Annotated in this window: 24 protein-coding genes; 14 read left to right on the forward strand and 10 right to left on the reverse strand. The window is 75.0% G+C overall.

Annotated elements, in window-relative coordinates:
* Window positions 1–8: 8 nt before the first annotated feature.
* Both mfd and K1J50_RS03320 read right to left on the reverse strand, forming a co-directional pair.
* Window positions 9–3461 (reverse strand): transcription-repair coupling factor, encoded by a 3453-nt coding sequence (gene mfd / locus K1J50_RS03315; protein ID WP_220116011.1) that lies wholly within the window; start codon window positions 3459–3461, stop codon window positions 9–11.
* On the reverse strand, window positions 3458–3745 hold the full coding sequence (locus tag K1J50_RS03320; protein ID WP_255574867.1) for an FAD assembly factor SdhE: 288 nt from the start codon (window positions 3743–3745) through the stop codon (window positions 3458–3460). The genes mfd and K1J50_RS03320 overlap by 4 nt, the downstream gene beginning before the upstream one ends.
* Before the next feature lie 37 nt (window positions 3746–3782).
* On the opposite strand from K1J50_RS03320, the gene recG reads away from it, so the two are divergent.
* The 8 genes from recG to K1J50_RS03360 all read left to right on the forward strand — a co-directional run bounded on the left by recG (window position 3783) and on the right by K1J50_RS03360 (window position 12602).
* Window positions 3783–5924: an ATP-dependent DNA helicase RecG gene (gene recG / locus K1J50_RS03325; RefSeq protein WP_220116013.1), complete on the forward strand. Its 2142-nt coding sequence runs from the start codon at window positions 3783–3785 to the stop codon at window positions 5922–5924.
* A gap of 131 nt (window positions 5925–6055) precedes the next feature.
* Window positions 6056–6811, forward strand: coding sequence for an ABC transporter ATP-binding protein (locus K1J50_RS03330; protein WP_220116014.1), 756 nt, complete (start codon window positions 6056–6058; stop codon window positions 6809–6811).
* A gap of 1 nt (window position 6812) precedes the next feature.
* The gene (locus K1J50_RS03335; protein WP_220116015.1) at window positions 6813–7544 is read left to right on the forward strand and encodes an ABC transporter permease; all 732 of its coding nucleotides are present in this window, start codon (window positions 6813–6815) and stop codon (window positions 7542–7544) included.
* 4 nt (window positions 7545–7548) lie between these two features.
* Window positions 7549–9528 carry a GldG family protein gene (locus tag K1J50_RS03340; protein ID WP_220116016.1) on the forward strand — a complete coding sequence of 660 codons (1980 nt, stop codon included), beginning with the start codon at window positions 7549–7551 and terminating at the stop codon, window positions 9526–9528.
* A 13-nt stretch (window positions 9529–9541) separates the two neighbouring features.
* The gene (locus tag K1J50_RS03345; protein ID WP_220116017.1) at window positions 9542–10606 is read left to right on the forward strand and encodes a DUF4340 domain-containing protein; all 1065 of its coding nucleotides are present in this window, start codon (window positions 9542–9544) and stop codon (window positions 10604–10606) included.
* The gene (locus K1J50_RS03350) at window positions 10603–11049 is read left to right on the forward strand and encodes an NUDIX hydrolase (RefSeq protein WP_220116018.1); all 447 of its coding nucleotides are present in this window, start codon (window positions 10603–10605) and stop codon (window positions 11047–11049) included. Before K1J50_RS03345 ends, K1J50_RS03350 begins: the two co-directional genes overlap by 4 nt.
* Window positions 11050–11123: 74 nt before the next feature.
* The gene (locus tag K1J50_RS03355; RefSeq protein ID WP_220116019.1) at window positions 11124–12128 is read left to right on the forward strand and encodes a Bug family tripartite tricarboxylate transporter substrate binding protein; all 1005 of its coding nucleotides are present in this window, start codon (window positions 11124–11126) and stop codon (window positions 12126–12128) included.
* A 150-nt stretch (window positions 12129–12278) separates the two neighbouring features.
* Entirely contained in the window at window positions 12279–12602 is a 324-nt protein-coding gene (locus K1J50_RS03360; RefSeq protein ID WP_220116020.1) for a hypothetical protein, read from the forward strand.
* 76 nt (window positions 12603–12678) lie between these two features.
* Here the strand turns inward: K1J50_RS03360 and prpB are convergent, their stop codons facing one another.
* Together prpB and K1J50_RS03370 are read right to left on the reverse strand one after the other, a co-directional pair.
* Window positions 12679–13599, reverse strand: a complete 921-nt coding sequence (gene prpB / locus K1J50_RS03365) for a methylisocitrate lyase (RefSeq protein ID WP_220116021.1) — start codon at window positions 13597–13599, stop codon at window positions 12679–12681.
* A gap of 16 nt (window positions 13600–13615) precedes the next feature.
* A complete protein-coding gene (locus K1J50_RS03370; protein WP_220116022.1) occupies window positions 13616–15028 on the reverse strand; it encodes a sodium:proton antiporter in 1413 nt (470 codons plus the stop codon).
* A gap of 406 nt (window positions 15029–15434) precedes the next feature.
* Here K1J50_RS03370 and K1J50_RS03375 point away from each other — a divergent pair, with 406 nt between their 5' ends.
* Genes K1J50_RS03375 through K1J50_RS03400 form a run of 6 tightly spaced genes read left to right on the forward strand, consistent with a single transcriptional unit; the run spans window position 15435 to window position 20989 of the window.
* Window positions 15435–16133, forward strand: a complete 699-nt coding sequence (locus K1J50_RS03375; RefSeq protein WP_220116023.1) for a CoxG family protein — start codon at window positions 15435–15437, stop codon at window positions 16131–16133.
* Window positions 16134–16136: 3 nt separating this feature from the next.
* Window positions 16137–17036, forward strand: a complete 900-nt coding sequence (locus K1J50_RS03380) for an AAA family ATPase (RefSeq protein ID WP_220116024.1) — start codon at window positions 16137–16139, stop codon at window positions 17034–17036.
* Window positions 17036–18277 (forward strand): vWA domain-containing protein, encoded by a 1242-nt coding sequence (locus tag K1J50_RS03385; protein WP_220116025.1) that lies wholly within the window; start codon window positions 17036–17038, stop codon window positions 18275–18277. The genes K1J50_RS03380 and K1J50_RS03385 overlap by 1 nt, the downstream gene beginning before the upstream one ends.
* Window positions 18274–18603, forward strand: coding sequence for an XdhC family protein (locus K1J50_RS03390; RefSeq protein WP_220116026.1), 330 nt, complete (start codon window positions 18274–18276; stop codon window positions 18601–18603). The genes K1J50_RS03385 and K1J50_RS03390 overlap by 4 nt, the downstream gene beginning before the upstream one ends.
* Window positions 18600–19337 (forward strand): XdhC family protein, encoded by a 738-nt coding sequence (locus tag K1J50_RS03395; RefSeq protein WP_220116027.1) that lies wholly within the window; start codon window positions 18600–18602, stop codon window positions 19335–19337. Before K1J50_RS03390 ends, K1J50_RS03395 begins: the two co-directional genes overlap by 4 nt.
* Window positions 19334–20989 carry an NTP transferase domain-containing protein gene (locus K1J50_RS03400; RefSeq protein ID WP_220116028.1) on the forward strand — a complete coding sequence of 552 codons (1656 nt, stop codon included), beginning with the start codon at window positions 19334–19336 and terminating at the stop codon, window positions 20987–20989. Before K1J50_RS03395 ends, K1J50_RS03400 begins: the two co-directional genes overlap by 4 nt.
* Before the next feature lie 37 nt (window positions 20990–21026).
* On the opposite strand, the gene K1J50_RS03405 is transcribed toward K1J50_RS03400, so the two are convergent.
* Genes K1J50_RS03405 through K1J50_RS03430 form a run of 6 tightly spaced genes read right to left on the reverse strand, consistent with a single transcriptional unit; the run spans window position 21027 to window position 25998 of the window.
* Complete coding sequence (locus K1J50_RS03405) at window positions 21027–22247, reverse strand: MFS transporter (protein WP_220116029.1); 1221 nt, start codon at window positions 22245–22247, stop codon at window positions 21027–21029.
* Window positions 22247–23215 carry a thiamine-phosphate kinase gene (gene thiL, locus K1J50_RS03410; protein ID WP_220116030.1) on the reverse strand — a complete coding sequence of 323 codons (969 nt, stop codon included), beginning with the start codon at window positions 23213–23215 and terminating at the stop codon, window positions 22247–22249. The genes K1J50_RS03405 and thiL overlap by 1 nt, the downstream gene beginning before the upstream one ends.
* The gene (gene nusB / locus K1J50_RS03415) at window positions 23212–23757 is read right to left on the reverse strand and encodes a transcription antitermination factor NusB (protein WP_220116031.1); all 546 of its coding nucleotides are present in this window, start codon (window positions 23755–23757) and stop codon (window positions 23212–23214) included. The genes thiL and nusB overlap by 4 nt, the downstream gene beginning before the upstream one ends.
* Window positions 23754–24239, reverse strand: coding sequence for a 6,7-dimethyl-8-ribityllumazine synthase (gene ribH / locus K1J50_RS03420; protein WP_220116032.1), 486 nt, complete (start codon window positions 24237–24239; stop codon window positions 23754–23756). Before ribH ends, nusB begins: the two co-directional genes overlap by 4 nt.
* Window positions 24236–25390 carry a 3,4-dihydroxy-2-butanone-4-phosphate synthase gene (ribB, locus tag K1J50_RS03425; protein ID WP_220116033.1) on the reverse strand — a complete coding sequence of 385 codons (1155 nt, stop codon included), beginning with the start codon at window positions 25388–25390 and terminating at the stop codon, window positions 24236–24238. The genes ribH and ribB overlap by 4 nt, the downstream gene beginning before the upstream one ends.
* Window positions 25387–25998, reverse strand: coding sequence for a riboflavin synthase (locus K1J50_RS03430; RefSeq protein WP_220116034.1), 612 nt, complete (start codon window positions 25996–25998; stop codon window positions 25387–25389). Before K1J50_RS03430 ends, ribB begins: the two co-directional genes overlap by 4 nt.
* Window positions 25999–26015: the final 17 nt, after the last annotated feature.

Genomic DNA, 26015 nt, shown 5'->3' on the forward strand with positions numbered 1-26015 from the left:
GCCCGCCGCTAGGCCGCCCGCGCCTGCCGCGCGACGCGCGCCAGCGCCCCGAGCAGGTCGCGCGCCGCCTTCACCCGGCGCGGCAGATCGAGCTCGCGCACCAGCGCGAGCTTGTGGTCCGGGCGCAGCTTCACCTGCCCCTTCTGCGCCTGCACCCAGGCGATCAGCCCGCCCGGATTGGCGAACCGGTTGAGCCGGAAGGTGACGACGATCCCCTTCGGCCCGGCGTCCAGCTTCTCCACCCCCGCCTCGCGGCACAGCCGCTTGATCGCGACCACGGCGAGCAGGTTCTCCACCTCCTCCGGCAGCGGGCCGAAGCGGTCGGCGAGCTCGGCCGCCATCGCATCCACCTCCTTGTCGGAGTCGAGGGCGCCGATGCGACGGTAGAGGCCGAGGCGCACCGGCAGGTCCGGCACGTAGCCCTCCGGGATCAGCACCGGCAGGCCGAGGTTGATCTGCGGCGTGAAGTCGCGCTCCGTCTCGGCGCGCCGCCCCTGCCCCGCGCGCAGCTCCGCCACCGCCTCCTCGAGCATCTGCTGGTAGAGCTCGATGCCGACCTCGCGGATGTGGCCGGACTGCTCCTCGCCCAGCAGGTTGCCGGCGCCGCGGATGTCGAGGTCGTGGCTCGCCAGGGTGAAGCCGGCGCCGAGGTTGTCGAGCGTCTGCATCACCTCGAGCCGCTTCTCGGCCGCGGGCGAGAGCCGGTGGCCCTGCGGCCAGGTGAGGTAGGCGTAGCCGCGCAGCTTGCCGCGCCCGACCCGGCCGCGGAGCTGGTAGAGCTGCGCCAGCCCGAACAGGTCGGCGCGGTGCACGATCAGCGTGTTGACCGCCGGCATGTCGAGTCCGCTCTCGATGATGTTGGTCGAGAGCAGGATGTCGTGCTTGCCGTCGCCGAACTCGGTCATCACGCGCTCGAGCTCGGTCGCGGCGAGCCGGCCGTGCGCGGTCACCAGCCGCGCCTCCGGCACGATCTCGCGCAGCCGCGCGGCGGTCGTCTCGAGGTCCTCGATGCGCGGCACGACGCAGAACACCTGGCCGCCGCGGAAGCGCTCGCGCTGGATCGCCTCGCGCAGAACCACGCCGTCCCAGGGCATGATGAAGGTACGCACGGCCAGGCGGTCCACGGGCGGCGTCGCGATCACGCTCATCTCGCGCACGCCGGTCAGCGCGAGCTGCAGCGTGCGCGGGATCGGCGTCGCGGTCAGCGTAAGCACGTGCACGTCGCTCTTCAGCGCCTTCAGCTTCTCCTTGTGCGCGACGCCGAAGTGCTGCTCCTCGTCCACGATCAGCAGGCCGAGGTCGGCGAACTCGATCCCCTTGGCGAGCAGCGCATGGGTGCCGATGACGATGTTGACCGAGCCGTCCTTGAGCCCCGCCCGCACCGCCGCCGCCTCCTTCGCCGAGACCAGCCGCGAGAGCTGCGCGACCTTGAGCGGGAAGCCCTCGAAGCGCGCGGCGAAGGTGCGGTAGTGCTGGCGCGCGAGCAGCGTCGTCGGCACGATCACCGCCACCTGCGCGCCGGCCATCGCCACCACGAAGGCGGCGCGCAGCGCCACCTCGGTCTTGCCGAAGCCGACGTCGCCGCAGACCAGCCGGTCCATCGGCCGCCCGGCGGCGAGGTCCTCCAGCACGTCGGCGATGGCGCGCTGCTGGTCCTCGGTCTCGGCGAAGGGGAAGCGGGCGCAGAACTCGTCCCAGCTCCCCTCGGGCGGGATGGCGACCAGGCCATCCTTCATCTTGCGCTCGGCGGCGATGCGGATCAGCCCCGCCGCCATGTCCTGGATGCGCTGCCTCGCACGCGCCTTGCGGTGCTGCCAGGAGGTCCCGCCGAGCCGGTCGAGCGCGACCCCGACGGTGTCGGAGCCGAAGCGCGACAGCACCTCGATGTTCTCGACCGGGACGAACAGCTTGTCGCCGCCCTCGTAGAGGATGCGCAGGCAGTCGTGCGGCGCGCCGTTGACCTCGATCGTCTCCAGCCCCTCGTAGCGGCCGATGCCGTGGTCCTGGTGCACGACGAGGTCGCCCTCGGCGATCTCGGTCGCATCGGCGATGAACTGGTCGGCGCGGCGGCGCCGGCGCGGCGGGCGGGCGAGGCGCTCGCCGAGCAGGTCCTGCTCCCCCACCACGGAGAGGCCGGGCGCGGTGAAGCCGCGCTCGAGGCCGAGCACGATCAGCGCCACCACGCCCGGGGGCAGCGCCTGCGCCGCCTCCCAGTCCTCGACGCCGGCCGCGGCGACCTTGTTCTCGCGCAGCAGGTTGCCGAGCCGGTCGCGCGAGCCGCGCGTCCAGGCGGCGACGATCGGGCGTCGCCCGGCGCGCACCGCCGCCTCGGCGTGCTCGGCATACGCCGCGAACACGTTGCGCCCGGCGGCGCGGACATCGGCGAACAGCGGCCCGGGATGGCCGCCGGCGTCGATGCCCTCCGCCCCCTCGGGCCGCGCCGACGGCGTGAACCGCAGCAGCGGCCCGCCGGCCAGCATCGCCTCCCAGCCGGCGCGGTCGAGATAGAGCCGCTCGGGCGGCGACGGACGGTAGGGCACCTCGCCCTCGCCGAGCCGCACCGGGGCGCGGCGCGCCTCGTAGTGGTCGGCGATCATCTCGAGCCGCGCCGCCAGCACCTCCTCCGCCTGGTGGTCGAGGCTGACGCTCGCCCCCGGCAGGTAGTCGAGCAGCGTCTCCATGCGCTCGTGGAACAGCCCGGCCCAGTGCTCCATGCCGGGATGCCGGCGCCCGGCGCTGATCGAGACGTAGAGCGGGTCGTCGGTCGCCGCGGCGCCGAACAGGTCCACGTAGCCGGTGCGGAAGCGGTGGATGCTCTCGGCGTCGAGGAACACCTCGCCCACCGGGCGCAGCCACAGCTCCTCCAGCGCCTGGCCGCTGCGCTGCGTTCCGGTGTCGAAGCGGCGCAGGCTCTCGATCTCGTCGCCGAACAGGTCGAGGCGCACCGGATCGGGCTCGCCGGCCGGGAAGAGGTCCACGATCCCGCCGCGCACGGCGTATTCGCCGGGCTCCATCACGGTGCCGCTGCGCCCGTAGCCGTTGGCCTCGAGGAAGGCGAGCAGGGCCTCCGGCCGCAGCCGTCCGCCCCTGCGGAGGTGCAGCGTCGCGCCGCGGAACACCGCGCGCGGCGGCACCTTCTGCACCAGCGCGTTGACGGTGGTGACGACGACGCGCGGATGGCCGGGACGGGGGAGCTCGAGCAGCCGGGTCAGCGTCGCGACGCGCTCGGCGACGATCTCCGGGTTCGGCGAGACGCGGTCGTAGGGCAGGCAGTCCCACGCCGGGAAGCGCAGCACCTCGATCTCCGGCGCCCAGAAGCCGAGCGCCTCGGCGACGCGGGCCATGCGCGCGTCGTCGCGGCAGACGTGCACGACCGGCGCCTCGGTCTCGGCGCGGCGGCGGGCGATCAGCAGGGCATCGTAGCCCTCCGGCGCGCCGTAGACGGTGAGGCCGCGGCTCATGGGGCCTCCGCCGCCCCGCGCGCCGCCGCCTCGGCGGCGATCCGGCGCAGCATCGGGCTGTCGCAGGCCGCCGGCACGGGGCGGCGGCCGGACAGCCAGTCGGCGAGGTCCGCGTCGGGGTATTCCAGCACCGCCTCGAGCTCGTCGAGCTCCTGCTCGGAGAGGGTGGCGATGGCGCGGGCGACGAAGCCGCCGATGAGGAGGTCCGCCTCCTTGGTGCCGCGGTGCCGCGCGCGGAACAGCAGGCGGCGGCGGCGGGGGTCCAGTTCGGTCGTGTCAGGCATGTCGTGGGATCGGGCTCGGGCTGGCATATAGAGGCCGATGGGAATCCTGTCAGCCCGAGGCGGCCGGCGCGGGGCGGCGCCGCCGGCCGCCCCCGCTGCGCCGTCCGCCGAGGCCGACCCGCGCCTCGCCCCGCTGCTCGCCCCCCTCGCCACGCTGCGCGGCGTGGGCCCGGGCCTCGCGCGGCTGCTCGCCGAGGCGGCGGGCGGGGAGCGGGTGCTCGACCTGCTGTTCCACCTGCCGGAGCGGGTGGTGCTGCGCCGGCGCCTCGCCGACCCGGCGGAGGCGCCGGCCGAGGGCGAGGTGGTGCTGGCCGCCACCATCCGCTCGCTGCGCGCGGCCGTCGCCCGCACCGGCCGGCCCTATGTGGAGGCGCGGGCCAGCGCCGCCGGCCGGCCGCTCACCATCCGCTATATCAACGGCCGCCTCGCCTGGCTCAAGGAGAAGCTGCCGGTCGGGGAGGTGCGCTTCTTCGCCGGCAGGCTGCTGCCGGAGGGCGCCGGCTATGCGATGCTGAACCCGCTCGCGGCGGCGCAGGAGGCCGCGCTGCCGCTCGCCGAGCCGGTCTGGCCGCTGGTGCGCGACCTCAGCCAGCCGCGCCTCGCCGCCGCCATGCGCGCCGCGCTGGAGCGCCTGCCGGAGCTGCCCGAGTGGCAGGACCCGGCGCTCCTGCGGCGCGAGGGCTGGCCCGGCTTCGCCGCCGCGATTCGCGCCCTGCAGGTGCCCGCCGGCCCGCTGCCGGAAGGGGCGCGCCGGCGCCTCGCCTACGACGAGCTGCTCGCCGGCCAGCTCGCCCTCGGCCTGGTGCGGCGGCGGGTGCGGGCGCGGCCCGGGCGGGCGCTGACCGGCGACGGGACGCTGCGCGCGCGGGCGCTCGCCGCCTTCGGCCGTGCCCTGACGCCAAGCCAGGCCCGGGCGGTGGCCGAGATCGACGCCGACCTCGCCGCGCCGACGCGGATGCTGCGCCTGCTGCAGGGCGATGTCGGCTCCGGCAAGACCCTGGTCGCGGTGCTGGCGATGCTGCGCGCGGTCGAGGCAGGCGCCCAGGCGGCGCTGATGGCGCCGACCGAGATCCTGGCGCGCCAGCACCTGCGCACCCTCGCCCGCCTGTGCCTGCCCGCCGGGGTCCGCGTCGAGCTGCTGACCGGCAGCGTCAAGGGCGCGCAGCGCCGCCGCGTGCTGGCCGGGCTTGCCGAGGGCTCGGTCAGGATCGTCGTCGGCACCCACGCCCTGTTCCAGGAGAGCGTGGAGTTCCGCGACCTCGGGCTCGCCGTGGTGGACGAGCAGCACCGCTTCGGCGTCGCCCAGCGGCTGATGCTCGCCGGCAAGGGCAGCCAGGCCGACATGCTGGTGATGACCGCGACGCCGATCCCGCGCACGCTGCTGCTGACGCAGTGGGGCGAGATGGCGGTCAGCCGGCTCACCGACAAGCCCGCGGGGCGGCGGCCGGTGCGCACCACGCTGCACGGGCTCAGGCAGCTGCCCGAGGTGACCGAGGCCATCGCCCGCGCCCTCGACCGCGGCGCGCGCGTCTACTGGGTCTGCCCGCATGTCGCCGAGAGCGAGGCGAGCGACATCGCCGCCGCCGAGACCCGCGCGGCGGAACTGCGCGAACGCTTCGGCGCCCTGGTCGGCCTCGCCCACGGCCGGCTGGAGACGGACGCGCGCGAGGCGGCGCTCGGCGACTTCGCCGCCGGCCGCACGCGCATCCTCGTCGCCACCACGGTGATCGAGGTCGGCGTGGACGTGCCCGAGGCCACGGTGATGGTGATCGAGCACGCCGAGCGCTTCGGCCTCGCCCAGCTCCACCAGCTCCGCGGCCGCGTCGGGCGCGGCGCGGAGGCGAGCCACTGCCTGCTGCTCTACGACGAGGGCCTCGGCCACGCCGCGCGCGAGCGCCTGCTGATCCTGCGCGACACCGAGGACGGCTTCGCCATCGCCGACGCCGACTTCCGCCTGCGCGGCGCCGGCGAGGCGCTGGGCACGCGCCAGTCCGGCCTGCCCGGCTTCCGCCTCGCCGATCCCGTCGAGCACGAGGGGCTGATCCGCCTCGCCCACCAGGACGCGGAGCTGCTGCTCGAGAAGGACCCGCGGCTCGCCTCCGAGCGCGGGCGGGCGGCGCGGCTGCTGCTTGCGCTGTTCGGCAAGGAGGCGGCGATGGAGACGCTGCACGCGGGCTGATCCGGCCGCGCCGCCCGCCCGCCGGGGGCGGCGGACCGTTCCGGCGGCGGCGCCGCCGCAGGGGGTTGCAAGGCCCCCGCCCGCATGTAAATCCGCCCACCGTCGGGGGAGTGACCCAGGGGGACCACGCCGTGCCCGCGCTGATCGAGATCGAGCGCCTCACCAAGCGCTTCGGCAGCTTCACCGCCGTGGACGACGTCTCCTTCACCGTGGACCGCGGCGAGGTGGTCGGCTTCCTCGGCCCGAACGGCGCCGGCAAGTCCACCACCATGAAGATGCTCGCCGGCTTCGTCACGCCGAGCGCCGGCACCGCCCGCGTCTGCGGCCACGACGTGGTGGACGAGCCGGTGGCGGTGAAGCGCTGCCTCGGCTACCTGCCGGAGGGCGCGCCGACCTACCCGGAGATGAGCGTCCTGGGCTTTCTCCGCTTCGTCGCCCGCGTGCGCGGCTACCGCGGCTCGGAGGCGGAGGACCGCGTCGCCCGCGCGATGCGCCTGACGAGCCTGGAAGGCGTGCGCCTGCAGCCGATCGAGACGCTCTCCAAGGGCTTCAAACGCCGCGTCGGCCTCGCCCAGGCGCTGCTGCACGACCCGCCGGCCCTGGTGATGGACGAGCCCACCGACGGCCTCGACCCCAATCAGAAGCACGAGGTGCGCGAGCTGATCCGCGCCATGGCTCCCGAGAAGGCGATCGTGATCTCGACCCACATCCTCGAGGAGGTGGACGCCGTCTGCACCCGCGCCGTGATCATCGCCCGCGGCCGCGTCGTGGTGGACGCCACACCGCGCGCACTGGAGGCGCCGGGCAGGACGCTCGACGAGGTGTTCCGCGAGCTCACCCTCGGCGGCGCCCGCGCGCCGGAGCCCGCGGCAGCGGAGGCCGCCTGAGATGGGCGCCACCCTTGCCGTCGCGCGGCGGGAGCTCGCCGGCTACTTCGCCACCCCCGTCGCCTACGTGTTCATCGTCATCTTCCTGGTGCTCTCGGGGGCGCTGACCTTCACCGCCGGCGGCTTCTTCGCGCGCAACCAGGCCGACCTGCAGCCCTTCTTCAACCTCGTCCCCTGGCTGTTCCTGTTCCTCGTCCCCGCGATCACCATGCGGCTCTGGGCCGAGGAGCGCCGCCTCGGCACGATCGAGCTGCTGCTCACCCTGCCGGTCGCGCAGTGGCAGGCGGTGCTCGGCAAGTTCCTCGCCGCCTGGGCGTTCTGCGCGATCGCGCTCGCCCTCACCTTCCCGCTCTGGATCACGGTGAACGTGCTCGGCGAGCCGGACAACGGCGTGATCCTCAGCGGCTACGCGGGCTGCCTGCTGGTCGCCGGCGCCTATCTTGCGGTCGGCGCCGCGCTCTCGGCGCTGACCAAGAACCAGGTCATCGCCTTCGTCCTCGCCGTCGCCGTCTGCTTCGTGTTCGCCGCCGCCGGCACCCAGGTGGTGACGGAGTTCCTCTCGCGGCGCCTCCCCGCGCTGGCCGAGGTCGCGCGCCAGCTCTCGGTGACCGAGCGCTTCGGCGGCTTCCAGCGCGGCGTGATCGCGCTGCGCGACATCGTCTTCTTCGCCAGCTTCATCGGCTTCTGGCTGTTCGCGAACGCGGTGGCCGTGGACCACCGCAAGGCGGACTGACCCCATGAGCGTCGCCACCACCGCCGGCACCGCCGCCGCCCGCCCCGCCCCGCGCCCCGCCGCGCGGCGCGGCTGGTCCTCCGCCTTCGCCCTGCTCGCCGCCGCCGCGCTCGCCGTCGGCGTGAACGCGCTGGCGGACCGGCTGCTGCCGCGCGCCCGGCTCGACCTCACCGCGCAGCGCCTCTACACGCTGAGCGAGGGCACGCGGCAGGTGCTCGCCGGCCTGCGCGACCCGGTGACGCTGCGGCTCTACTACTCGCGCAAGCTCGGCGCGCAATTGCCGATCTACGGCGCCTACGCCGACCGGGTGCGCGAGATGCTGCAGGAATACGCCGCCCTCTCCGGCGGCAAGATCCGCCTCGAATTCCACGACCCCGAGCCGTTCAGCGAAACCGAGGACCGGGCGCTGGCCTACGGCCTGCAGGGCGTGCCGCTCGACCAGTCCGGGGAGCAGGTCTATTTCGGCCTCGCCGGCACCAACCTGCTCGACGACGAGCGCACCATCCCCTTCTTCCAGCCGGAGCGCGAGCGCTTCCTCGAGTACGACCTGACGCGGGTGGTGTTCGAGCTCTCGAACCCCCGCCGGCCGGTGGTCGGCGTGATGTCCTCGCTGCCGCTCAACGGCGACCCGCGCCTGATGATGATGCGCATGGGAAGCGGCGGCGGACAGCCCTTCGTGGTGATGCAGCAGCTCCGCCAGTTCCTCACGGTGCGCGACATCCCGCTCGACGCCCAGCGGATCGCGGACGACGTGCAGGTCCTGATCGTCGCGCACGCGCAGAACCTGTCCGAGGCGACGCTCTACGCGATCGACCAGTTCGTCATGCGCGGCGGCAAGCTGTTCGTGCTGACCGACCCGCATTCCGAGAGCCAGGCGAGCCGCGCGCCGCTCGGCCGCCCGCCCGCCTCCACCGCCTCCTCGCTCGACCGCCTGCTCAGCGCCTGGGGCATCGAGGCGCCGTCGGACAAGGTGGTGCTCGACCTGCGCGGCGCCTGGCGGGTGCGCGCCAACCCGCAGGACCGGGTGCAGGCGGTGGACTACGTCGCCTGGTACAACCTCCAGGGCGATTCGCTGAACCGCGCCGACGTCGCCACCGGCGAGCTCGCCCAGGTCACCGTCGCCTCCGCCGGCGAGGTCCGCCGCCGCGAAGGCGGCCCGCCGATCGAGTTTACCCCCCTCCTCACCACCAGCGAGCGCAGCATGGTGGTGGATGCCCAGCGGGTGCGCGAGAACCCGAACCCGGCCCAGCTCCTCGCCGAATTCCGTCCCGACGGGCAGCGCCGCGTGATCGCGGCGCGGGTGCGCGGGGAGCTCCGCTCCGCCTTCCCCGACGGCCCGCCGCAGCCGCCCGAGGGCCAGGAGCGCCCGGCCGACTTCCCCGCGCACCGCACCCGCACCGAGGGGCCGGCCAACCTGGTCGTCGCCGGCGACGCCGACATCCTCGAGGACCGCTTCTGGGTGCGCATCCAGGACTTCTTCGGCCAGGAGATCGCCACCCCCTTCTCCGACAACGGCGCCTTCGTCGCCAACGTCGCGGACACGCTGGCCGGCGGCGACGCGCTGATCTCGCTGCGCTCGCGCGGCGAGTCGCTGCGCCCCTTCACCCTGGTCGAGGACATCCGGCGCGAGGCCGACCGCAAGTTCCGCGCCCGCGAACGCGAGCTGCAGCAGACCCTGGAGCAGACCGAGCGCCGCCTGCGCGAGCTGCGCCAGGGCCCCGCCGCCGGCAGCGCCCAGGGCGGCCAGGCGGCCGGCGCCGTGATCACCCCCGAGCAGCGCGCCGAGATCGACCGCGCACGGGCGGAGATCCTGCGCACGCGCCAGGAGCTGCGCACCGTGCAGCTCGAGCTGCGCCGCGACATCGAGCGCCTGGAGACCTGGCTGCGCATCGCCAACATCGCCCTGGTGCCGGCGCTGCTGACCCTGTTCGCCGTCTTCCTCGGCGTGGCGCGCGCCCGCCGCCGCGCCGCGGCGCGGGCGTGAGAAGGGAAGGCCGATGCGGCGGCGTACTCTCGTCCTCCTCGGCGGCGCAGCGGCCCTCGTCGCCGGCGCCGCCGTCCTGCTCACCCCCGGCACCACCCCGCCGCCGGCGCCCTCGGACGGCGCGCTCGCCTTCCCCGGCCTCGCCGAGCGCCTGCAGCGCGCCGCCGCGATCGAGGTGCGGCGGCACGACGGCACGCTCCGCGTCGAGCGCCAGGGCGAGACCTGGGTGCTGCCCGACAAGGCGCACTACCCCGCCCGCCCGGAGCGCGTGCGCGAGCTGCTGACCGGCCTCACCGAGCTCCGCCTCGCCGAGCGGCGCACCTCCGACCCCGCGCTGCTGGACCGGCTCGGCCTCGAGGACCCCGAGCGCCCCGGCGCCACCTCCTCGCTGCTGCGCGTGCTCGATGCGCAGGGCGCCCCGCTCGCCGAACTGGTGGTCGGCCGCCGCCGCGTGCGCACCCAGGGCAACGTGCCGGAGAGTGCCTATGTGCGCCGGCCGGACGAGACCCAAGCCTGGCTCGCCGAGGGCCGCATCCCGGTGGACGCCGACGCCCAGCTCTGGCTCGACCGCGACCTCGCCAACCTGCCGCCCGACCGCCTGCGCCGCGTCGTGGTGCGCCGCGCCGGTACGGCGGAGCTGGTCCTGACCCGCGCCGGCGATGCCGACGCCAGGCTCGCGCTGGCGCAGCCCGCGGAGCACCCGCCGCTCGACGAGACCAGTCTCGACGAGGTGGCGCGCGGCTTCGAGTTCCTCACCTTCCTCGAGGTGAGGCCGGAGGCCGAGATCCCCGGCGAGCCGCTCGGCGAGGCGCGGTTCGAGTTCACCGACAACCTCGCCGTCACCGTGCGTCCCTACAAGGCGGACGCGCTGGTCTGGATCCGCCTCTCCGCCGAGGGCGACGAGGAGGCGGCGCGGCTCAACGCGCGCTGGCGCGGCTGGGCCTACCAGGTCGGGCAGTGGAAGGAGAAGGCCTTCGTGCCGCGGCTCGAAGACCTGCTGCGGCAGGAGGCGGGTGCGGCACCGGAGGCGCCGGCCGGCGCCGCGCCCGCCGCCGCGCCAGGCGACGCGCCGCAGTGAGCCGGCGCGAATATCCGGACCGGCCCTGGGTCGGCATCGGCGTCGTCGCCTTCCGCGGCGACGCGGTCCTGCTGGTGCGCCGCGGCAAGCCGCCGCGCCTCGGCGCCTGGTCCCTGCCCGGCGGCGCGCAGCGCCTCGGCGAACGGGCGGAGGAGGCGGCCCGGCGGGAACTGCGCGAGGAGACCGGCATCGAGGTCGGCCCGCTCCGGCTGCTCGCCGTGGTGGACGGCATCACCCGCGACGAGTGCGACGCGATCCGCTTCCACTACACCATCATCGACTACCTCGCCCGCTGGCGGTCCGGCGAGGCGCGGCCGGGCGGCGACGTCACCGAGGTGGCCTGGGCGGCGCCGGGGGACCTCCCGCGCTACGCGCTGACCGAGGCCACGCTCCGGGTGATCGCCGAGGCGCGCCACCGCCTGGCGGACTGCCCCGGCGTCTGATCCGCCGCGCCGGGTCTTGCCCGGCCCCTGCCTTCCCGGTCAGGCTCCGCGCGAACACGAGAAGGGATGGGCCCATGCCGCGCCGCCGCACCGTGCTCCTCGCCGCCGCCCCGCTGCTCGCCGGCCTGCCGGCGGGCGCCCGCGCCCAGCCGATCGCCGGCGGCCGGCCGATCCGCATCATCGTCCCCTTCCCGCCGGGCGGCGCGATCGACATCCTCGGCCGCCTGCTCGCCGACCGGCTGCCCGCCCAGCTCGGCGGCCAGACGGTGGTGGTCGAGAACCGCGCCGGCGCGGGCGGGATGCTCGGCGCCGACGCGGTGGCGAAGGCGGCGCCGGACGGCACCACCCTCGGCATCATCGGCGTCACCACCCTCTGCGCCTTCCCCTTCCTGCACAGCCGCATGCCCTTCGACCCGCAGAAGGACCTCGAGCCGGTGACGCAGATAACCGACGGCTCGCTGCTGTGCGTGGCGAACGCCGAGACCGCGCGCCAGCGCGGCTGGACCGACTTCCGCGCCCTCATCGCCTGGGCGCGGGCGCATCCGGAGCAGGTGCGGATGGGCTCCTCCGGCACCGGCACCGCGAGCCACCTCAACATCGCCGCGATCAACCACCTGACGGGCGCGCGCATCCTGCACGTGCCCTATCGCGGCGGCGGGCCGGCGATCCAGGATCTGCTCTCCGGCACCATCGACATGATGTTCGACGTGATGCCGGCGCTGATCCCGCATGTGCGGAGCGGGAAGTTCAAGGCCCTCGCCGTCAGCAGCGCGGAGCGGGTGCCGGCCCTGCCCGACGTGCCGGGGATGAGGGAATTCGCCGATCTCGGCCTCGGCGAGCATTCCGTCGTCACCTGGAACGCCATCATGACCGCGCCCGGCACGCCCGCGCCGGTGGTGGCGGAGCTCGCGCGCGCGATCAAGGCCGTGGCGGCGGACCCGGGCTTCGTCGAGCGCCTGCGCCCGCTCGGCTACGGCACGGTGGTGAGCGAGAGCCCCGCGGCGCTCCGGCGGCTGATCGAGGCGGAGACGCCGAAGTGGCGGCGTCTTGTCGAGATCTCGGGCGCGCGGCTCGACTGAGCCGCGCCGCGGCGCGCCCCCGGAGCCTGCCGCCCCGGGCTGTTGCGCGAGCAGAATTGACCTCGCGCAAGGCTCCGGGTGCTCCCCTCTCCTACCTAATCTCCTGCGCGCGCACGCCTTCGACATGCGCAAGAGAGAGGAGACACCGCCATGCAGCGACGCCTGTTGCTTGCCTTCCTCCTCGCGGGCGGGCCCGCCGGGGCCGCCCTCGCCCAGCCGGCCGCCCGGCGCGGCGCGCGGCACGACCAGGTGCTGGAGCAGGACTTCGACGCCCTGCCGCCTGGCGCCAAGGACCGCGTCGTCGCCGCCTTCCGCGCCGGCACCCCGAATCTCGACGAGGCCGCCATCCGGGAGCGCTGGAATGCGATGACCCCGGGCCAGCGCGGCGAGGTGCTGACGCGCCGGGCGGGGCGCGGCCCCGACGAGCGGCCGCGCGGCTCCGGTCCGCGGCGCGCCGGTCCCCCCGCCGGCTGAGGCGGCGGCACGCGCCCCCCTCCCTCCGCCGGCCGCGCGGAAGAGGCTCCCCTCCGCGCGGACGCGGCGGAGGGGGTCAGCGCGCCGGCATGTCCTCGGGGACGACGGTCCGGACCAGGCTCGCGTCCAGCGCCTCGTAGGCGTGGTAGCCGATCGTCTCGTAGAGCTCGGCCCGCGTCTGCATGCGGCCGACCATGTTCTGCGTGCCGCCGTCGCGCCGGATCGCGGCGTAGAGCTCCTCCATCGCCTTCGCCGCGACGCGCAGGTGGGAGACCGGCCAGATCACCATCGCGTAGCCCATCGCCTGGAACTCCGCGGCGGTGAAGAAGGGCGTGCGGCCGAACTCGGTCATGTTGGCGAGCAGCTTCACCCCCGGCAGGCGGCGCGCGAACTCCCGGAACATCTCGGCCGAGGTCAGCGCCTCGGGGAAGATCGCGTCCGCCCCGGCCTCGAGGTAGCGCTTCGCGCGCGCCACCGCCCCCTCCAGCCCCTCGCTCGCCGCCGCGTCGGTACGGGCGATGATGTAGAGGTGGCGCCGTGCCTTGCGCGCCGCCGCCACCTTGGCCGCCATGTCGTCGGCGCTCGCCAGCTTCTTGTCGTTGAGGTGCCCGCACTTCTTGGGCAGGAGCTGGTCCTCGAGGTGCACCGCCGCGGCGCCCGCCTCCTCGAAGGCGCGGACCATGTGCATCACGTTCAGCGCCTCGCCGTAGCCGGTGTCGCCGTCCACCAGCACCGGCAGCATGGCGGCGCGCGCCACCTGCCGGATGTGGAAGCAGACGTCGTCCACGGTGATCATGCCGAGATCCGGCAGCCCCATGGTCGCGCTCATCGCCGCGCCCGAGAGGTAGAGCGCCTCGAACCCGGCGCGCTTGGCGAGCAGCGCGGCGAGGCCGAGATGCGCGCCCGGCATCTCGAGGATCTGCGGCCGCTCCAGCAGCCGGCGGAAGCGCACCCCGGCGGGCTCGGTCGGCAGGTCGTCGGCGATCACGTAGGGCATGGCGCGGGGCTCCGGATCAGAAGAACAGCAGGGTGAGAAGGACGAAGAGCGGGATCAGCACCGCGACGGCCCAGGCGCAATAGCCGAAGAAGGAGGGCATGCGCTCCCCCTGCTCCTCGACGATCGCCTTGACCATGAAGTTCGGCGCGTTGCCGATGTAGCTGTTGGCCCCCATGAACACCGCCCCGCAGGAGATCGCGGCGAGGGTCAGCGCGCCCTGCGTCATCAGGTGCCCGGGCTCGCCCCCCGCCAGGTTGAAGAACACCAGGTAGGTCGGCGCGTTGTCGAGGAAGGAGGAGAGCGCGCCGGTCAGCCAGAAATAGACCGCCGGGATGGGCTCCCCCGCCGGCGTGGAGGTCAGGGCGACGAGGTCCGCCGCCCCGCCCTCCCGCCCCGCGCGCAGGATGGCGAGCACCGGCGCCATGGTGACGAAGATCGCGGCGAACAGCTTCGCCACCTCCGCCATCGCCCCCCAGGCGAAGCCGTTCTCCTCGCGCAGCGCGGGCGGCGTCAGGCGCACCGAGGCCAACGTGATCCCAAGGAAGGCCGCCATCCCGGCCACGCGCTCGAGCCCGACCGGCTGCCCGAGCACGGACACCGCGGGGAGCGGCATCACCCCCATCCCCAGCACCACGAGGAGCACCGCGCCGAGCAGGGCCACGTTCACCCAGCCCTCGATGCGCAGCCGCTCGCGCCCCGCGATCGCCGGCGGCGCCGGGCGCTCCCGCGCCCAGGCCAGGCGGTCCATCGCGTAGTAGAGCGCGAGCAGCACCCCGGCGCAGAACAGGAACTCGCCGAACAGGTGCGTGGTCGGCCAGAAGAATTCCACGCCCTTGAGGAAGCCGAGATAGAGCGGCGGGTCGCCGAGCGGCGTCAGGCTGCCGCCGATGTTGCTGACGAGGAAGATGAAGAACACGAAGGTGTGCGTCTTGCGCCGCCGGAACGCGTTGGCCCGCAGCACGGGCCGGATCAGCACCATCGAGGCGCCGGTCGTGCCCATGATGCTCGCGAGGCCCGTCCCGGCCGCGAGCAGCGCGGTGTTCGCCGCCGGCGTCCCGACCAGCGTGCCCCGCAGCAGCACGCCGCCGCCCGTGGTGTAGAGGGCGAGCAGCAGGGCCATGAAGGGCAGGTATTCCTGCACCAGCACATGGGTGAACTCCGCCCAGGCGGCCTCCGCCCCGAAGGCCAGCGCGTAGGGGCCGAGGAAGAGGGCCGCCCAGGCCGCGGCGATCTTGCCGTAGTGGTGGTGCCAGATCCGCCCCGCGAGCAGCGGCATCAGCGCGATCGAGAGCAACACGCCGAGGAAGGGGAGGCCCCAGAGCAGGGACAGCGCGCGGCCGTCCACCGCCGTCCCCTCCGCGCCGAGCGCGGGCGGCGCGGCCAGCAGCAGCGACAAGGCCGCGACGACGGCGAGCACGGCAAAGCGCATCCGGGCGTGATCCTCCCCCGGGGCGCGGGACTCCGGCCCCTGTCCGGCGTGCCCCTCCTACACGAAGTGCCGCGGCGTCACGAGAGCGCGCGGGCGACGCGAGGGGCGACGGGGGTATCGGCGCGACGCCCGCGGCTTCCGGAGGCCGCAAGGGCCCGGCGGGGGCTGCGCCCCCCGGGCCGCCCGCCCGCGGAACCGCTCGGCCGGCGGCCCGGTGCCGCTTCCGGCGGGCTCGGCAGGCCCCCGGCCAGGCCCGCCGGCGGCACCGCCGCGCAGCCGGCGGGAGGCTTGGGGGTTTGCGGGCCCGCCTCCCGGCCCTAGTGTCCCGCCCGACAGGCGGCCGGATCGGGCCGGGCCCCGGTGACGCCCGCGCCGGGCCGATCCGCGCCGCGACATGGAGACGACGATGGAAATGACCGGCGAGCGGCGCATTCCCGCGCCGCGTCAGCGCGTCTGGGAGGCGCTGAACGACCCCGAGGTGCTGCGCGCCTCCATCCCCGGCTGCGAAACGATCGAGAAGACGGGCGATGACTCCTTCGCCGCCCGCGTGGCGGTGAAGATCGGACCCATGGCGGCGAAGTTCACCGGCAAGGTGCGCCTCGAGAACCTCGACCCGCCCAATTCGTACACCATCGTCGGCGAGGGCCAGGGCGGCGCCATGGGCTTCGCCAAGGGCAGCGCCGACGTCAGCCTGCGCGAGCTCGGTCCGTCCGAGACCCTGCTGAGCTACGCCGTGAAGGCCCAGGTCGGCGGCAAGATGGCCCAGCTCGGCGCCCGCCTGATCGATTCGACCGCCAAGCAGATGGCGGACCAGTTCTTCGACCGTTTCGCCCGGCAGCTCACCCCGGCGGAAGCGGTGGTGGTCGCGGCGGCCCCGGCGGAGGCGATGGCCGTCGCGGCCGCGGCGCCCCCCGGGCCGCTCCCCCCGCCCGCCGCGCCGCCGGCGGCCGGCCCCGCGCCGGGCCCGCTCCCGCCCGCCGAGCCCTTCGACCTCAGGCCGCTGCGCCTGTTCTTCGCCATGGAGCCCTTCGGGCTGCCGATGCAGTTCTGGATCGGCGCCGTGCTGATGCTGATCATCCTGATCCTGCTGTTCGTGGTGGGGTGAGCCGTGGCCTTTCCCGATTCCGTCGCGGCGACCCAGCGCCTGCTCGCGGCCGGCGGCTACGTCGCCGACCGCGCCCTCGCCACCACCGTCCATCTCGCGCTGCACCTGGGCCGGCCGCTGTTCCTCGAGGGCGAGCCCGGCACCGGCAAGACCGAGATCGCCAAGGTCCTGGCGGCGCAGCTCCCGCGCCGGCTGGTGCGCCTGCAGTGCTACGACGGCATGGACCTCGCCGCCGCCGCCTACGAGTGGAACCACGCGCGCCAGCTCATGGCGATTCGCCTCGCCGAGGCCACCGGGGAGGCCAAGGACCGCGCGGCGCTCGAGCGCGGGATCTACGACAAGCGGTTCCTGATGGAGCGCCCGCTGCTGCAGGCGCTCGACGGCGATCCCGCCGTGCTGCTGATCGACGAGCTCGACCGCGCCGACGAGCCCTTCGAGGCCTTCCTGCTCGAGATCCTCGCCGACTTCCAGATCACCATCCCGGAGCTCGGCACCATCAAGGCGGAGGTGCCGCCGGTCGTCGTCATCACCTCCAACCGCACGCGGGAGGTGCACGACGCGATCCGCCGCCGCTGCCTCTACCACTGGGTGGACTACCCGGACGCGGCGCGCGAGCGCGCGATCCTGCGCATCCGCGCCCCCGGCGTGCCGGAGCGCCTCTCCGCCGAGGTCGTCGCCTTCGTCCAGCGCCTGCGCCAGGGCGACTACTTCAAGCTGCCGGGCGTGGCGGAGACGATCGACTGGGCGCTCGCGCTCAACGCCCTCGACTGCAAGGAGCTGGAGCCGGCGGTGGTGGACGACACCCTCGGCGCCCTGCTGAAGTACCAGGACGACATCGCCAGGCTGCGCGGCGCCGAGGCGGCGAAGCTGGTGGCCGAGGCGAAGCAGGCGGCGGCCGCCTGATGGCGCTCGCCCCGGCCAGCGCGATCCTCCGCGCCGGGACCGGCGGCGAGGGCGGCGGCCGCGGGCACCTCGCCGCCAACCTGCTCGCCTTCGCCCGGCTGCTGCGCCGCGCCGGCCTGCCCGTCGGCGCCGGCGAGGTGCTCGCCGCGGCCGAGGCGCTGACGATCGTGGACCTTGCGGACCGCGCGCAGGTGCAGGCCGCGCTGCGCGCCGTGATGGTCCACCGCCGCGAGCATTTCGAGCTGTTCGACCAGGCCTTCGCCCTGTTCTGGCGCGACCCCGAGGCCGGCCGCCAGGCCGCCGCGCTCGAGCTGTTCGAGGCCGGCAAGGAGAAGGAGCGCCCGCCGCCCACCGCCCGCCGCGTCGCCGAGGCGCTGATGGCCGGCCGGCCGCGCCCGGCGCCGCAGGAGGCCGAGCCCCCGCCCCCGCTGCGCGAGGCCACGCTCACCGTCTCCGAGCGCGAGCGCCTGCAGAAGATGGACTTCGAGGCGATGAGCGCGGCCGAGATCGCCGAGGCGAAGCGCGAGATCCGCCGCCTCGTCCTGCCGCTGGACGAGCGCCGCACCCGCCGCTTCCGCGCCGACCCCGCCGGCCCGGCGGTGGACCTGCGCGCCACCATCCGCGCCAGCCTGCGCGAGGGCGGCGAGATCCTGACCCTCGTCCGCCGGCGGCGCCTCACGCGCCCGCCGCCCCTGGTCGTGCTCTGCGACATCTCCGGCTCGATGGCGCGCTACGCGCAGATCCTGCTGCATTTCGTGCACGCGGTGACGAACGCGCGCGACCGCGTGCACGTCTTCCTGTTCGGCACGCGGCTCACCAACGTCACCCGCCAGCTCCGCCACCGCGACCCGGAGGTCGCCTTCGAGCTGGTCTCGCACGTCGTGCCCGACTGGTCGGGCGGCACGCGGATCGGCGAGTCGCTGACCCAGTTCAACCGTCTCTGGGCCCGGCGCGTGCTCGGCCAGGGCGCGGTGGTGCTGCTGATCACCGACGGGCTGGACCGCGAGGGCGCCAAGGGCCTCGCCGAGGCCACCGACCGGCTGCGCCGGTCCTGCCGGCGCCTGATCTGGCTCAATCCGCTGTTGCGCTTCGCCGGGTTCCAGCCCAAATCCCAGGGCATCCGGGCGATGCTCCCCCATGTGGACGAGTTCCGCCCGGTGCACAATCTGGAAAGCCTGCGCGCGCTGGTGGAAACCCTCTCCGCCCCGCGGCGCGCGGGCCCCGGGAGGAGAGCCGCATGACGACCGGCAGCGACTCGGAGGATGTCCTCGGTATCGCCGCGGAGTGGCGCGCCGCGGGGGAGACCGTGGCGCTGGCGACCGTCGTCGAGACCTGGGGCAGTTCGCCCCGCCCGGCCGGCAGCCGGATGGCGGTGACCGCGAGCGGCAAGCTGGCGGGCAGCGTCTCCGGCGGCTGCATCGAGGGCGCCGTCGCCGAGGCGGCGAAGAAGACCATGGCCACCGGCGCGCCGCAGCTCCTCGACTTCGGCATCAGCGACGAGCGGGCCTGGGAGGTCGGCCTCGCCTGCGGCGGCAAGCTCAAGGTGTTCGTGGAGAAGCTGTCGTGACGCCGGAGATCCTTGCGCGCCTGCTCGCCGACCGCGCCGCCGGCCGGCCGGTCGCGCTGCTGACGCGCCTCACCGACGGGCAGCAGTGCCTTTGGCCCGACGACGCCTGCCCGGGCGCGCTGGCCGAGGCGGCCGCCGCGGCGCTGCGCGACGACCAGGCGCGCACCGTCACCCTCGACGGCGAGCCCTGGTTCGTCCACCCGCACAACCCGCCGCTCCGCCTCGTCGTCGTCGGCGCCGTGCACATCGCCCAGGCGCTGGTGCCGATGGCGGCCCGCCTCGGCTTCGCCGTCACCGTCGTGGACCCGCGCCGCGCCTTCGCCACCGAGGAGCGGTTCGCCGGCGTCACCCTCCGCACCGACTGGCCCGACGAGGCGCTGGACGCGCTGCGCCCCGATGCGCGCACCGCCGTCGTCACCCTCACCCACGACCCGAAGCTCGACGACCCGGCGCTGGACCGCGCGCTGAAAAGCCCGGCCTTCTACATCGGCGCGCTCGGCAGCCGGCGCACCCACGCCAAGCGCATCGCGCGGCTGAAGGAAATGGGCTTCGACGACGCCGCCCTCGCGCGCATCCACGCCCCCGTCGGCCTCGACATCGCGGCGGTGACGGCGCCCGAGATCGCGCTCTCGATCCTCGCCGAGATCGTCGCCGTGCGCCGTGGCGCCCCGCTCGCCGCGCGCCGGGACGGGACGCCGCAGGGCGCCGCCGCCTCCGCCCCTGCCGCCGCATGATCTTCGGCCCTGTCCCGCTCGAGGAGGCGCGCGGCGCCATCCTCGCCCACACGATCCGGCTGCCCGGCGGCCAGGTGATCAAGAAGGGCACGGTGCTCGACGAGGGCGCGCTCGCGGCGCTGCGCGAGGCCGGGCGCCGCGAGGTGACCGTCGCCCGCCTCGAGGCCGGCGACGTGCCGGAGGACGAGGCCGCCGACCGCATCGCCGAGGCGCTGCGCGCCCCGCTGATCGCCCGCTCGCGCGCCGCGACCGGCCGCGTCAACCTGTTCGCCGAGACCGCCGGGCTGCTCGTCCTCGATGCCGCGAAGATCAACCGCATCAACGCGGTGGACGAGGCGATCACCGTCGCCACCCTGCCGCCCTACGCGGTGGTCGAGCCGCGGGAGATGATCGCCACCATCAAGATCATCCCCTTCGCCGTCGCCACCCCCGTGCTCCAGGTCGCCGAGGCGATCGCGCGCGCCGGCGCGCCGGCGCTGCAGGTGAAGCCCTTCCGCCCGCTCCAGGTCGGCCTCGTCCTGACCGAGCTTCCCGGCCTCAAGGAAAGCGTCCTGGAGGGCACGGTGGAGGCGACGCGTGCCCGGGTGGAGGCGCTGCGCGGCACGCTGCTGCCCGTCGAGCGCTGCCGCCACGAGGAGGCCGCCGTCGCCGAGGCGCTGAACCGCCTGCGGCGCGCCGGGGCCGAGCTGCTGCTGATCGCCGGCGCCTCCGCCGTGGTGGACCGGCGCGACGTCGGGCCGGCCGCGATCGTGCGGGCCGGCGGCACGATCGAGCACTTCGGCATGCCGGTGGACCCCGGCAACCTGATCTGCACCGGGCGCATCGGCGACATCCCGGCCTTCGTCCTGCCGGGCTGCGCCCGCAGCCCGAAGCTCAACGGCTTCGACTGGGTGCTGCAGCGCACCTTCGCCGGCATCCCGGTGACCTCGCGCGACATCATGGCGATGGGCGTGGGCGGGCTGCTCAAGGAGATCGAGAGCCGTCCGCTGCCGCGCGAGCAGGCGCCGAAGACACCGCCGCCCGCCACCGCGCCGCGCCGCCCGCGCAAGGTCGCCGCGGTGGTGCTCGCCGCCGGCCGCTCGCGCCGCATGGCGCCGCTCAACAAGCTGCTCGTCACCGACGAGCACGGCGTGCCGATGATCGCCCGCGTGGTGGACAACGTCCTCGCCTCCCGCGCCCGGCCGGTCATCGTCGTCACCGGGCACGAGCGCGAGCGGATCGAGGAGACGTTGACCGGCCGCCCGGTGCTGTTCGCCCACGCCGAGGACTACGCCGAGGGCCTCTCCGCCAGCCTCAAGGCCGGGCTGCGCGCCCTGCCGCCGGACGCGGAGGGCGTGCTGATCTGCCTCGGCGACATGCCGCTGGTCACCGGCGCCATGATGGACCGGCTGCTCGCCGCCTTCGACCCCGAAGAGGGGCGCGCCATCGTCATGCCGACCTTCCGCGGCAAGCAGGGCAACCCGATGCTCTGGAGTCGCGAATTCGTGCCGGAGATGCTCGCCATCACGGGCGATGTCGGCGCCCGCCACCTGGTCGGCAAGTACCGGGACCGGCTGGTCGAGGTGGAGATGGCCTCGGACGCCGTGCTGCGCGACTTCGACACGACCGAGGCGCTGAAGACCGCGCCCGGCCACGCCGCGCCGGCCCGCTGAGCGGGCCGCCCGCCGGCGCGGCGCCCGCCCTCCGCCCTTATGCCGGCGCCACCGCGGCCGCGGCGGCCCGCTGGCGGCGCCTGAACCAGGCGAGCAGCGCCAGCGCCACCGCGAGCGGCGGCAGCAGCGCCAGGTTCAGCCCCGCCCACCCCGCCTTGGCGTGCAGCACGCCGGAGAGGAAGGCGGTGCAGGCGGTGGTGCCGAACACGATGAAGTCGTTCGCCGCCTGCGCGCGCATCCGCTCCTCCGGCCGGTAGGCGGTCGCGAGCAGCGTCGTCGCGCCGACGAACATGAAGTTCCAGCCGGCGCCGAGCAGCGCCAGCGCCACCGCGAAGTGCCAGAAGCTCGCCCCGCCCAGCCCCACCGCGACGCAGAGCGCGGTCATCGCCGCCCCGGCGGCGATGATCCGCGCGGCGCCGAAGCGCCCGATCAACGATCCGGTGACGAAGCCCGGCGCGTACATCGCCACCGCGTGCGCCTGGATCACCGTGGCGCTGTCGCTGAAGGCGAAGCCGCAGAACAGCGTCATCTCGACCGGCGTCGAGGTCATCACCAGGTTCATCGTGCCGAAGGCGACGAGCCCGACGACCGCCGCCGTCACGAAGGCCGGGCGCGAGAGGATCGTCCCGATCGGCGTCGCCGCCTTCTCCCGCGCCGGCGGCGGCGGCAGCACCGCCGCCGCGAGCACGCCGAGGCAGACCAGCGGCAGCGCCGCCAGCGCCAGGTAGGTGCCGAGGAAGAGATAGGGCGCGCCGAGGTCGCGCGTGTGCTTGACCAGCTCCGGCCCGAGGAAGGCCGAGATCACCCCGCCCGCCATCACCAGCGAGATGGCGCGGGCGCGGTACTCGGGCGTCGCCACCTCGGCGGCGGCGAAGCGGTAGTGCTGGCCGATGCCGAAGCCGCCGCCGACGAAGGCCGAGGCGACGCAGTAGAGCAGGAAGTCGGCCCGCCAGATCGCGAGGGCGGAGAGCAGCGCGCCCGCGGTCGAGCTCAGCGCCCCGAGCGTGAACCCCGCCCGCCGGCCGAGCCGCGAGAAGACGATGCCGGCCGGGATCGAGGCCGCCATCACCGCCGTCATCTGCACCGCGACCGGCAGGGTGGCGAGCGCCTTGTCCCCGCTCAGCGTGTGCCCGATCAGCGCCGCCATCGTCACCTGGCCCGACATGGTGGCGTGGATCAGCGCCTGGCAGCAGAAGAGCAGCCAGACATTGCGCCTCATCGCCCGCTCCTGCGCGGCCGTGGCGGCGGCGGTGTCCATCAGAAGTGGCTCCAGCCCTCGCGCGCCAGTGCAAGCGGCGCGCCGTCCGGGCCGAGCACGGCAACCTCCGGCGGGCCGGCGACGAATTGCCCGATCCGCATGACCGGCGTGCCGGCGGCGGCGGCACGGCGCTCGACCTCGGCCTCCGCTCCGGCGGGCGCCGCGAACAGCAGCTCGTAGTCGTCGCCGCCGCTGAGCACGAGGAGGAGCCGCGCCGGATCGGCGGCGACCAGCGCGCGCGCCGCCGCCGAGAGCGGCACGGCGGCGGCCTCGATCACCGCACCGCAGCCGGCGGCGCGGCAGAGATGGCCGAGGTCCTGCACCAGCCCGTCGGAGACGTCGAGCGCCGCCCGCGCCAGGCCGCGCAGCGCCTGGCCGAGGGCGAGCCGCGGTTCCGGCAGCCGGTAGCGCCGGGCGAGATGCCCCGCCGCGTCGCCCGGCAGCTCGCCGCGCAGCACCCGCAGCCCGAGCGCGCCGTCGCCGAGCGTGCCCGAGACCCAGACGGCATCGCCCGGCCGCGCGCCCGCCCGCCGCAGCGCCGCACCGGGCGGCACCGTCCCGAGGATGGTCAGCGACAGGCAGGCGGGCCCCGGCGTCGCCGTCGTGTCGCCGCCGAGGAGCGAGAGGCCGAAGATCCGCTGGTCCTCGGCGAGGCCGGCGACGAAGCCGGCGATCCAGGAATCCGCCACCCCGCGGGGCAAGCTCGTCGTCATCAGGTAGCCGAGCGGCTCGGCGCCCATCGCGGCGAGGTCGGAGAGGTTCACGCGCAGCAGCTTCCGCCCCACCGTCTCCGGCGGGTCGGCGGGGAGGAAATGCACCCCCTCCACCATCGCGTCCGCCGCCAGCACGAGCTGGCGCCCAGGCGGCGGGTCGAGCAGCGCGGCGTCGTCGGCGAGATCGAGCGCGCCGGGCCCGGCGAGCGGCCGGAAGTGGCGCGCGATCAGCGCGAATTCCGGCGGCAGGCTCACTCCGCCTTGCCCCCCGCCGGCGCCGGTCCGGCCGGCGCGAACTCCGCCGGGCGCAGGCGCTTCGCCATCGCGTCGAGCACGCCGTTGGCGAAGCGCACGCCCTCGGCGTCCAGGAAGCCGTGCGCCACGTCGAGGTATTCGTTGATCACCACCCTGGCCGGCGGGCCGGCGGGATCGCGCAGTTCCGCCGCGGCGGCGCGGAACAGGGCCCGCAGCACCGGATCAATCCGCTCCAGCGGCCAGTCGGCGACGAGCGATTCGCGCACCACCTGGTCGAGCGCCGCGCCCTCGCGCGCCGCGGCGCGGACGATCGCGATGAAGAGCGGCACGTCGGCCTGCGGTACGCGCCCCTCCTCGAAGCCGCCCATGCCCGGCACGGCGCCGATGCGGTGGCGCACGAACTGCTCGATTACCGCTTCCGCCGGATCGCCGGTCTGCTCGGACTGGAACAGCGCCTGCACCGCGGCGAGCCGCGCCCCGGTGCGGGGGCGGCCCGGCGGAGGGCTGGCGCGCGGCCTGCGGCGTTTCGGCGCCCCGCTCATGCCACGCCCCAGCGCCGGGCGAGGGCGATCTGGGTCAGCAGCGCCTGCGCCGCCTCCGCTCCCTTGTTGTGGCGGTCGGGGCGCGCGCGCGCCTCGGCCTGCGCCAGCGTGTGCACGGTGAGCAGGCCGAAGCCGATCGGCACGCCCGTCTCCACCGCGATGTCCATCACGCCGCGGCAGGCCTCGCGGCAGATGTGGTCGTAGTGGTCGGTCTCGCCCTTCACCACGCAGCCGAGCACCAGGAACCCGTCCCAGCGCCGCCGCGGCGCCCGGAGCGCGAGGCGCAGCGCGCCGGGCAGCTCGAAGGCGCCGGCGACCTCGGCGGTCTCGACCGTGGCGCCGGCCGCAGCGAGCAGCGGGTCGGCGCCCTGGCGCAGGCCCTCGATCACCGCGCGATAGTAGGGCGCCTGCAGGACGAGGACGCGCGGCGGCGGCCCCTCGATCCGCGGCGCCGCGCGCACCGGGCTGTCGGCGGTGCTCACGCGGGCACCTCCCCCGACGGCAGCGGGATCGGCCGCGTCTCGAGCACGTGCAGCCCGTAGCCCTCGAGCCCGACCACGGGGCGGGGGTTGTTGGAGAGGCGGATCATCTCCCGCACGCCGAGATCGGCGAGGATCTGCGCGCCGATGCCGTAGTCGCGGATCTCCGGGGCGAGGGCGCGGTGCTCGCGGATGCGCCGCACCTGCTCGGAGAGGCCGGTCGGGCGCCAGTCGCGGATCAGCACGACGACGCCGCGCCCGGCCTCGGCGATCATGCGCATCGCGCCGTAGAGCTCGCGGATGTTCCGCCCCGCCGCCGCCGACTCCAGCAGGTTCGCCGCGTGCATCCGCACCAGCACCGGCTCGGGCGTGGTGATGTCGCCCTTCACCAGCGCCGCGTGCTCGCCGGGCTCGAGCGTGGTCTCGAACACCACCACGCGCCACTCGCCGCCCACCGCGCCGGGCAGCACGCCCTCCTCGACGCGCCGCACCAGGCGCTCGGTGCGCCGGCGGTGGGCGATCAGGTCGGCGATGGTGCCGAGCTTGAGGCCGTGCCGCTGCGCGAAGGCCACCAGGTCCGGCATGCGGGCCATGGTGCCGTCGTCGTTCATGATCTCGCAGATCACGCCGGCCGGGATCAGGCCGGCGAGCCGCGCAAGGTCCACCGCCGCCTCGGTGTGCCCGGCGCGGACCAGCACGCCTCCCTCGCGCGCCACCAGCGGGAAGACGTGGCCCGGGGTGACGATGTGCTCGCGCCCGAGCTCCGGGTTGATCGCCACCGCGATGGTGCGGGCGCGGTCGTGTGCGGAGATGCCGGTGGTGACGCCGTCCCGCGCCTCGATCGAGACGGTGAAGGCGGTCTGGTGCCGCGTGCCGTTGGCCTGGGCCATCAGCGGCAGGCCGAGCTGCTCGACGCGCTGCCGGGTCAGCGCCAGGCAGATCAGGCCGCGCGCGTGCTTGGCCATGAAGTTGATCGCGTCCGGCGTGGCGAACTGCGCGGGGATGACGAGGTCGCCCTCGTTCTCGCGGTCCTCGTCGTCCACGAGGATGAACATGCGCCCGCGCCGCGCCTCCTCGATCAGCTCCTCGGTCGGGGCGATGAATTCGTGGAAGCCGGCGCGCAGGGGACGGGTCGCGCTCGCGGCGGCGCTCATGTCCGGAACTCCAGCAGGCGAGCGACGTAGCGGGCGAGCACGTCGATCTCGAGGTTCACCGCGTCGCCCGGCCGCAGCGTGCCGAAGGTGGTGACGGCGCTGGTGTGGGGGATGATGTTGACGCCGAAGACGGCCCCGTCAACCTCGTTCACGGTCAGGGAGACGCCGTCCAGCGCCACCGAGCCCTTCGGCGCGATCAAGGGCGCCAGCGCCTCCGGCGCGCGGAAGCGCCAGCGGACGGAGGCGTTCTCGGGCGTGGCCGACAGAACCTCGGCCACCCCGTCCACATGGCCGCTGACGAGGTGCCCGCCGAGCTCGTCGCCGAGGCGGAGAGAGCGCTCCAGGTTCACCCGGCTGCCCGCGCGCCAGCGCCCGACCGTGGTGCGCGCCAGCGTCTCGGCCGAGGCGTCCACGGCGAACCAGTCGTCGCCGAGCTGCACCGCCGTCAGGCAGCAGCCGGAGCAGGCGATCGAGGCGCCGACGGCCGCCGGCGCGGGCTCCCGCAGGAAGGCGGGCGCCACCCCGATCACCAGGCGCAGGTCGTGGCCGCCGCCGATCGGCTGCACCTCGCGCACCGTGCCGAGGGCGGTGACGATGCCGGTGAACATGCCTGTCTGCGCCCCGT

This window comes from Caldovatus aquaticus, from assembly GCF_019458025.1.
GTDB classification, from domain to species: domain Bacteria; phylum Pseudomonadota; class Alphaproteobacteria; order Acetobacterales; family Acetobacteraceae; genus Caldovatus; species Caldovatus aquaticus.

Coding starts and splice junctions, on each gene's coding strand:
- K1J50_RS03405 (WP_220116029.1), bottom strand. CDS start 22,247: ATGGACACCGCCGCCGCCACGGCCGCGCAGGAGCGGGCGATGAGGCGC.
- K1J50_RS03390 (WP_220116026.1), top strand. CDS start 18,274: ATGACGACCGGCAGCGACTCGGAGGATGTCCTCGGTATCGCCGCGGAG.
- K1J50_RS03430 (WP_220116034.1), bottom strand. CDS start 25,998: ATGTTCACCGGCATCGTCACCGCCCTCGGCACGGTGCGCGAGGTGCAG.
- K1J50_RS03400 (WP_220116028.1), top strand. CDS start 19,334: ATGATCTTCGGCCCTGTCCCGCTCGAGGAGGCGCGCGGCGCCATCCTC.
- ribB (WP_220116033.1), bottom strand. CDS start 25,390: ATGAGCGCCGCCGCGAGCGCGACCCGTCCCCTGCGCGCCGGCTTCCAC.
- K1J50_RS03320 (WP_255574867.1), bottom strand. CDS start 3,745: ATGCCTGACACGACCGAACTGGACCCCCGCCGCCGCCGCCTGCTGTTC.
- mfd (WP_220116011.1), bottom strand. CDS start 3,461: ATGAGCCGCGGCCTCACCGTCTACGGCGCGCCGGAGGGCTACGATGCC.
- K1J50_RS03345 (WP_220116017.1), top strand. CDS start 9,542: ATGCGGCGGCGTACTCTCGTCCTCCTCGGCGGCGCAGCGGCCCTCGTC.
- nusB (WP_220116031.1), bottom strand. CDS start 23,757: ATGAGCGGGGCGCCGAAACGCCGCAGGCCGCGCGCCAGCCCTCCGCCG.
- recG (WP_220116013.1), top strand. CDS start 3,783: ATGGGAATCCTGTCAGCCCGAGGCGGCCGGCGCGGGGCGGCGCCGCCG.
- K1J50_RS03370 (WP_220116022.1), bottom strand. CDS start 15,028: ATGCGCTTTGCCGTGCTCGCCGTCGTCGCGGCCTTGTCGCTGCTGCTG.
- K1J50_RS03360 (WP_220116020.1), top strand. CDS start 12,279: ATGCAGCGACGCCTGTTGCTTGCCTTCCTCCTCGCGGGCGGGCCCGCC.
- K1J50_RS03385 (WP_220116025.1), top strand. CDS start 17,036: ATGGCGCTCGCCCCGGCCAGCGCGATCCTCCGCGCCGGGACCGGCGGC.
- K1J50_RS03335 (WP_220116015.1), top strand. CDS start 6,813: ATGGGCGCCACCCTTGCCGTCGCGCGGCGGGAGCTCGCCGGCTACTTC.
- prpB (WP_220116021.1), bottom strand. CDS start 13,599: ATGCCCTACGTGATCGCCGACGACCTGCCGACCGAGCCCGCCGGGGTG.
- K1J50_RS03340 (WP_220116016.1), top strand. CDS start 7,549: ATGAGCGTCGCCACCACCGCCGGCACCGCCGCCGCCCGCCCCGCCCCG.
- K1J50_RS03375 (WP_220116023.1), top strand. CDS start 15,435: ATGGAAATGACCGGCGAGCGGCGCATTCCCGCGCCGCGTCAGCGCGTC.
- K1J50_RS03355 (WP_220116019.1), top strand. CDS start 11,124: ATGCCGCGCCGCCGCACCGTGCTCCTCGCCGCCGCCCCGCTGCTCGCC.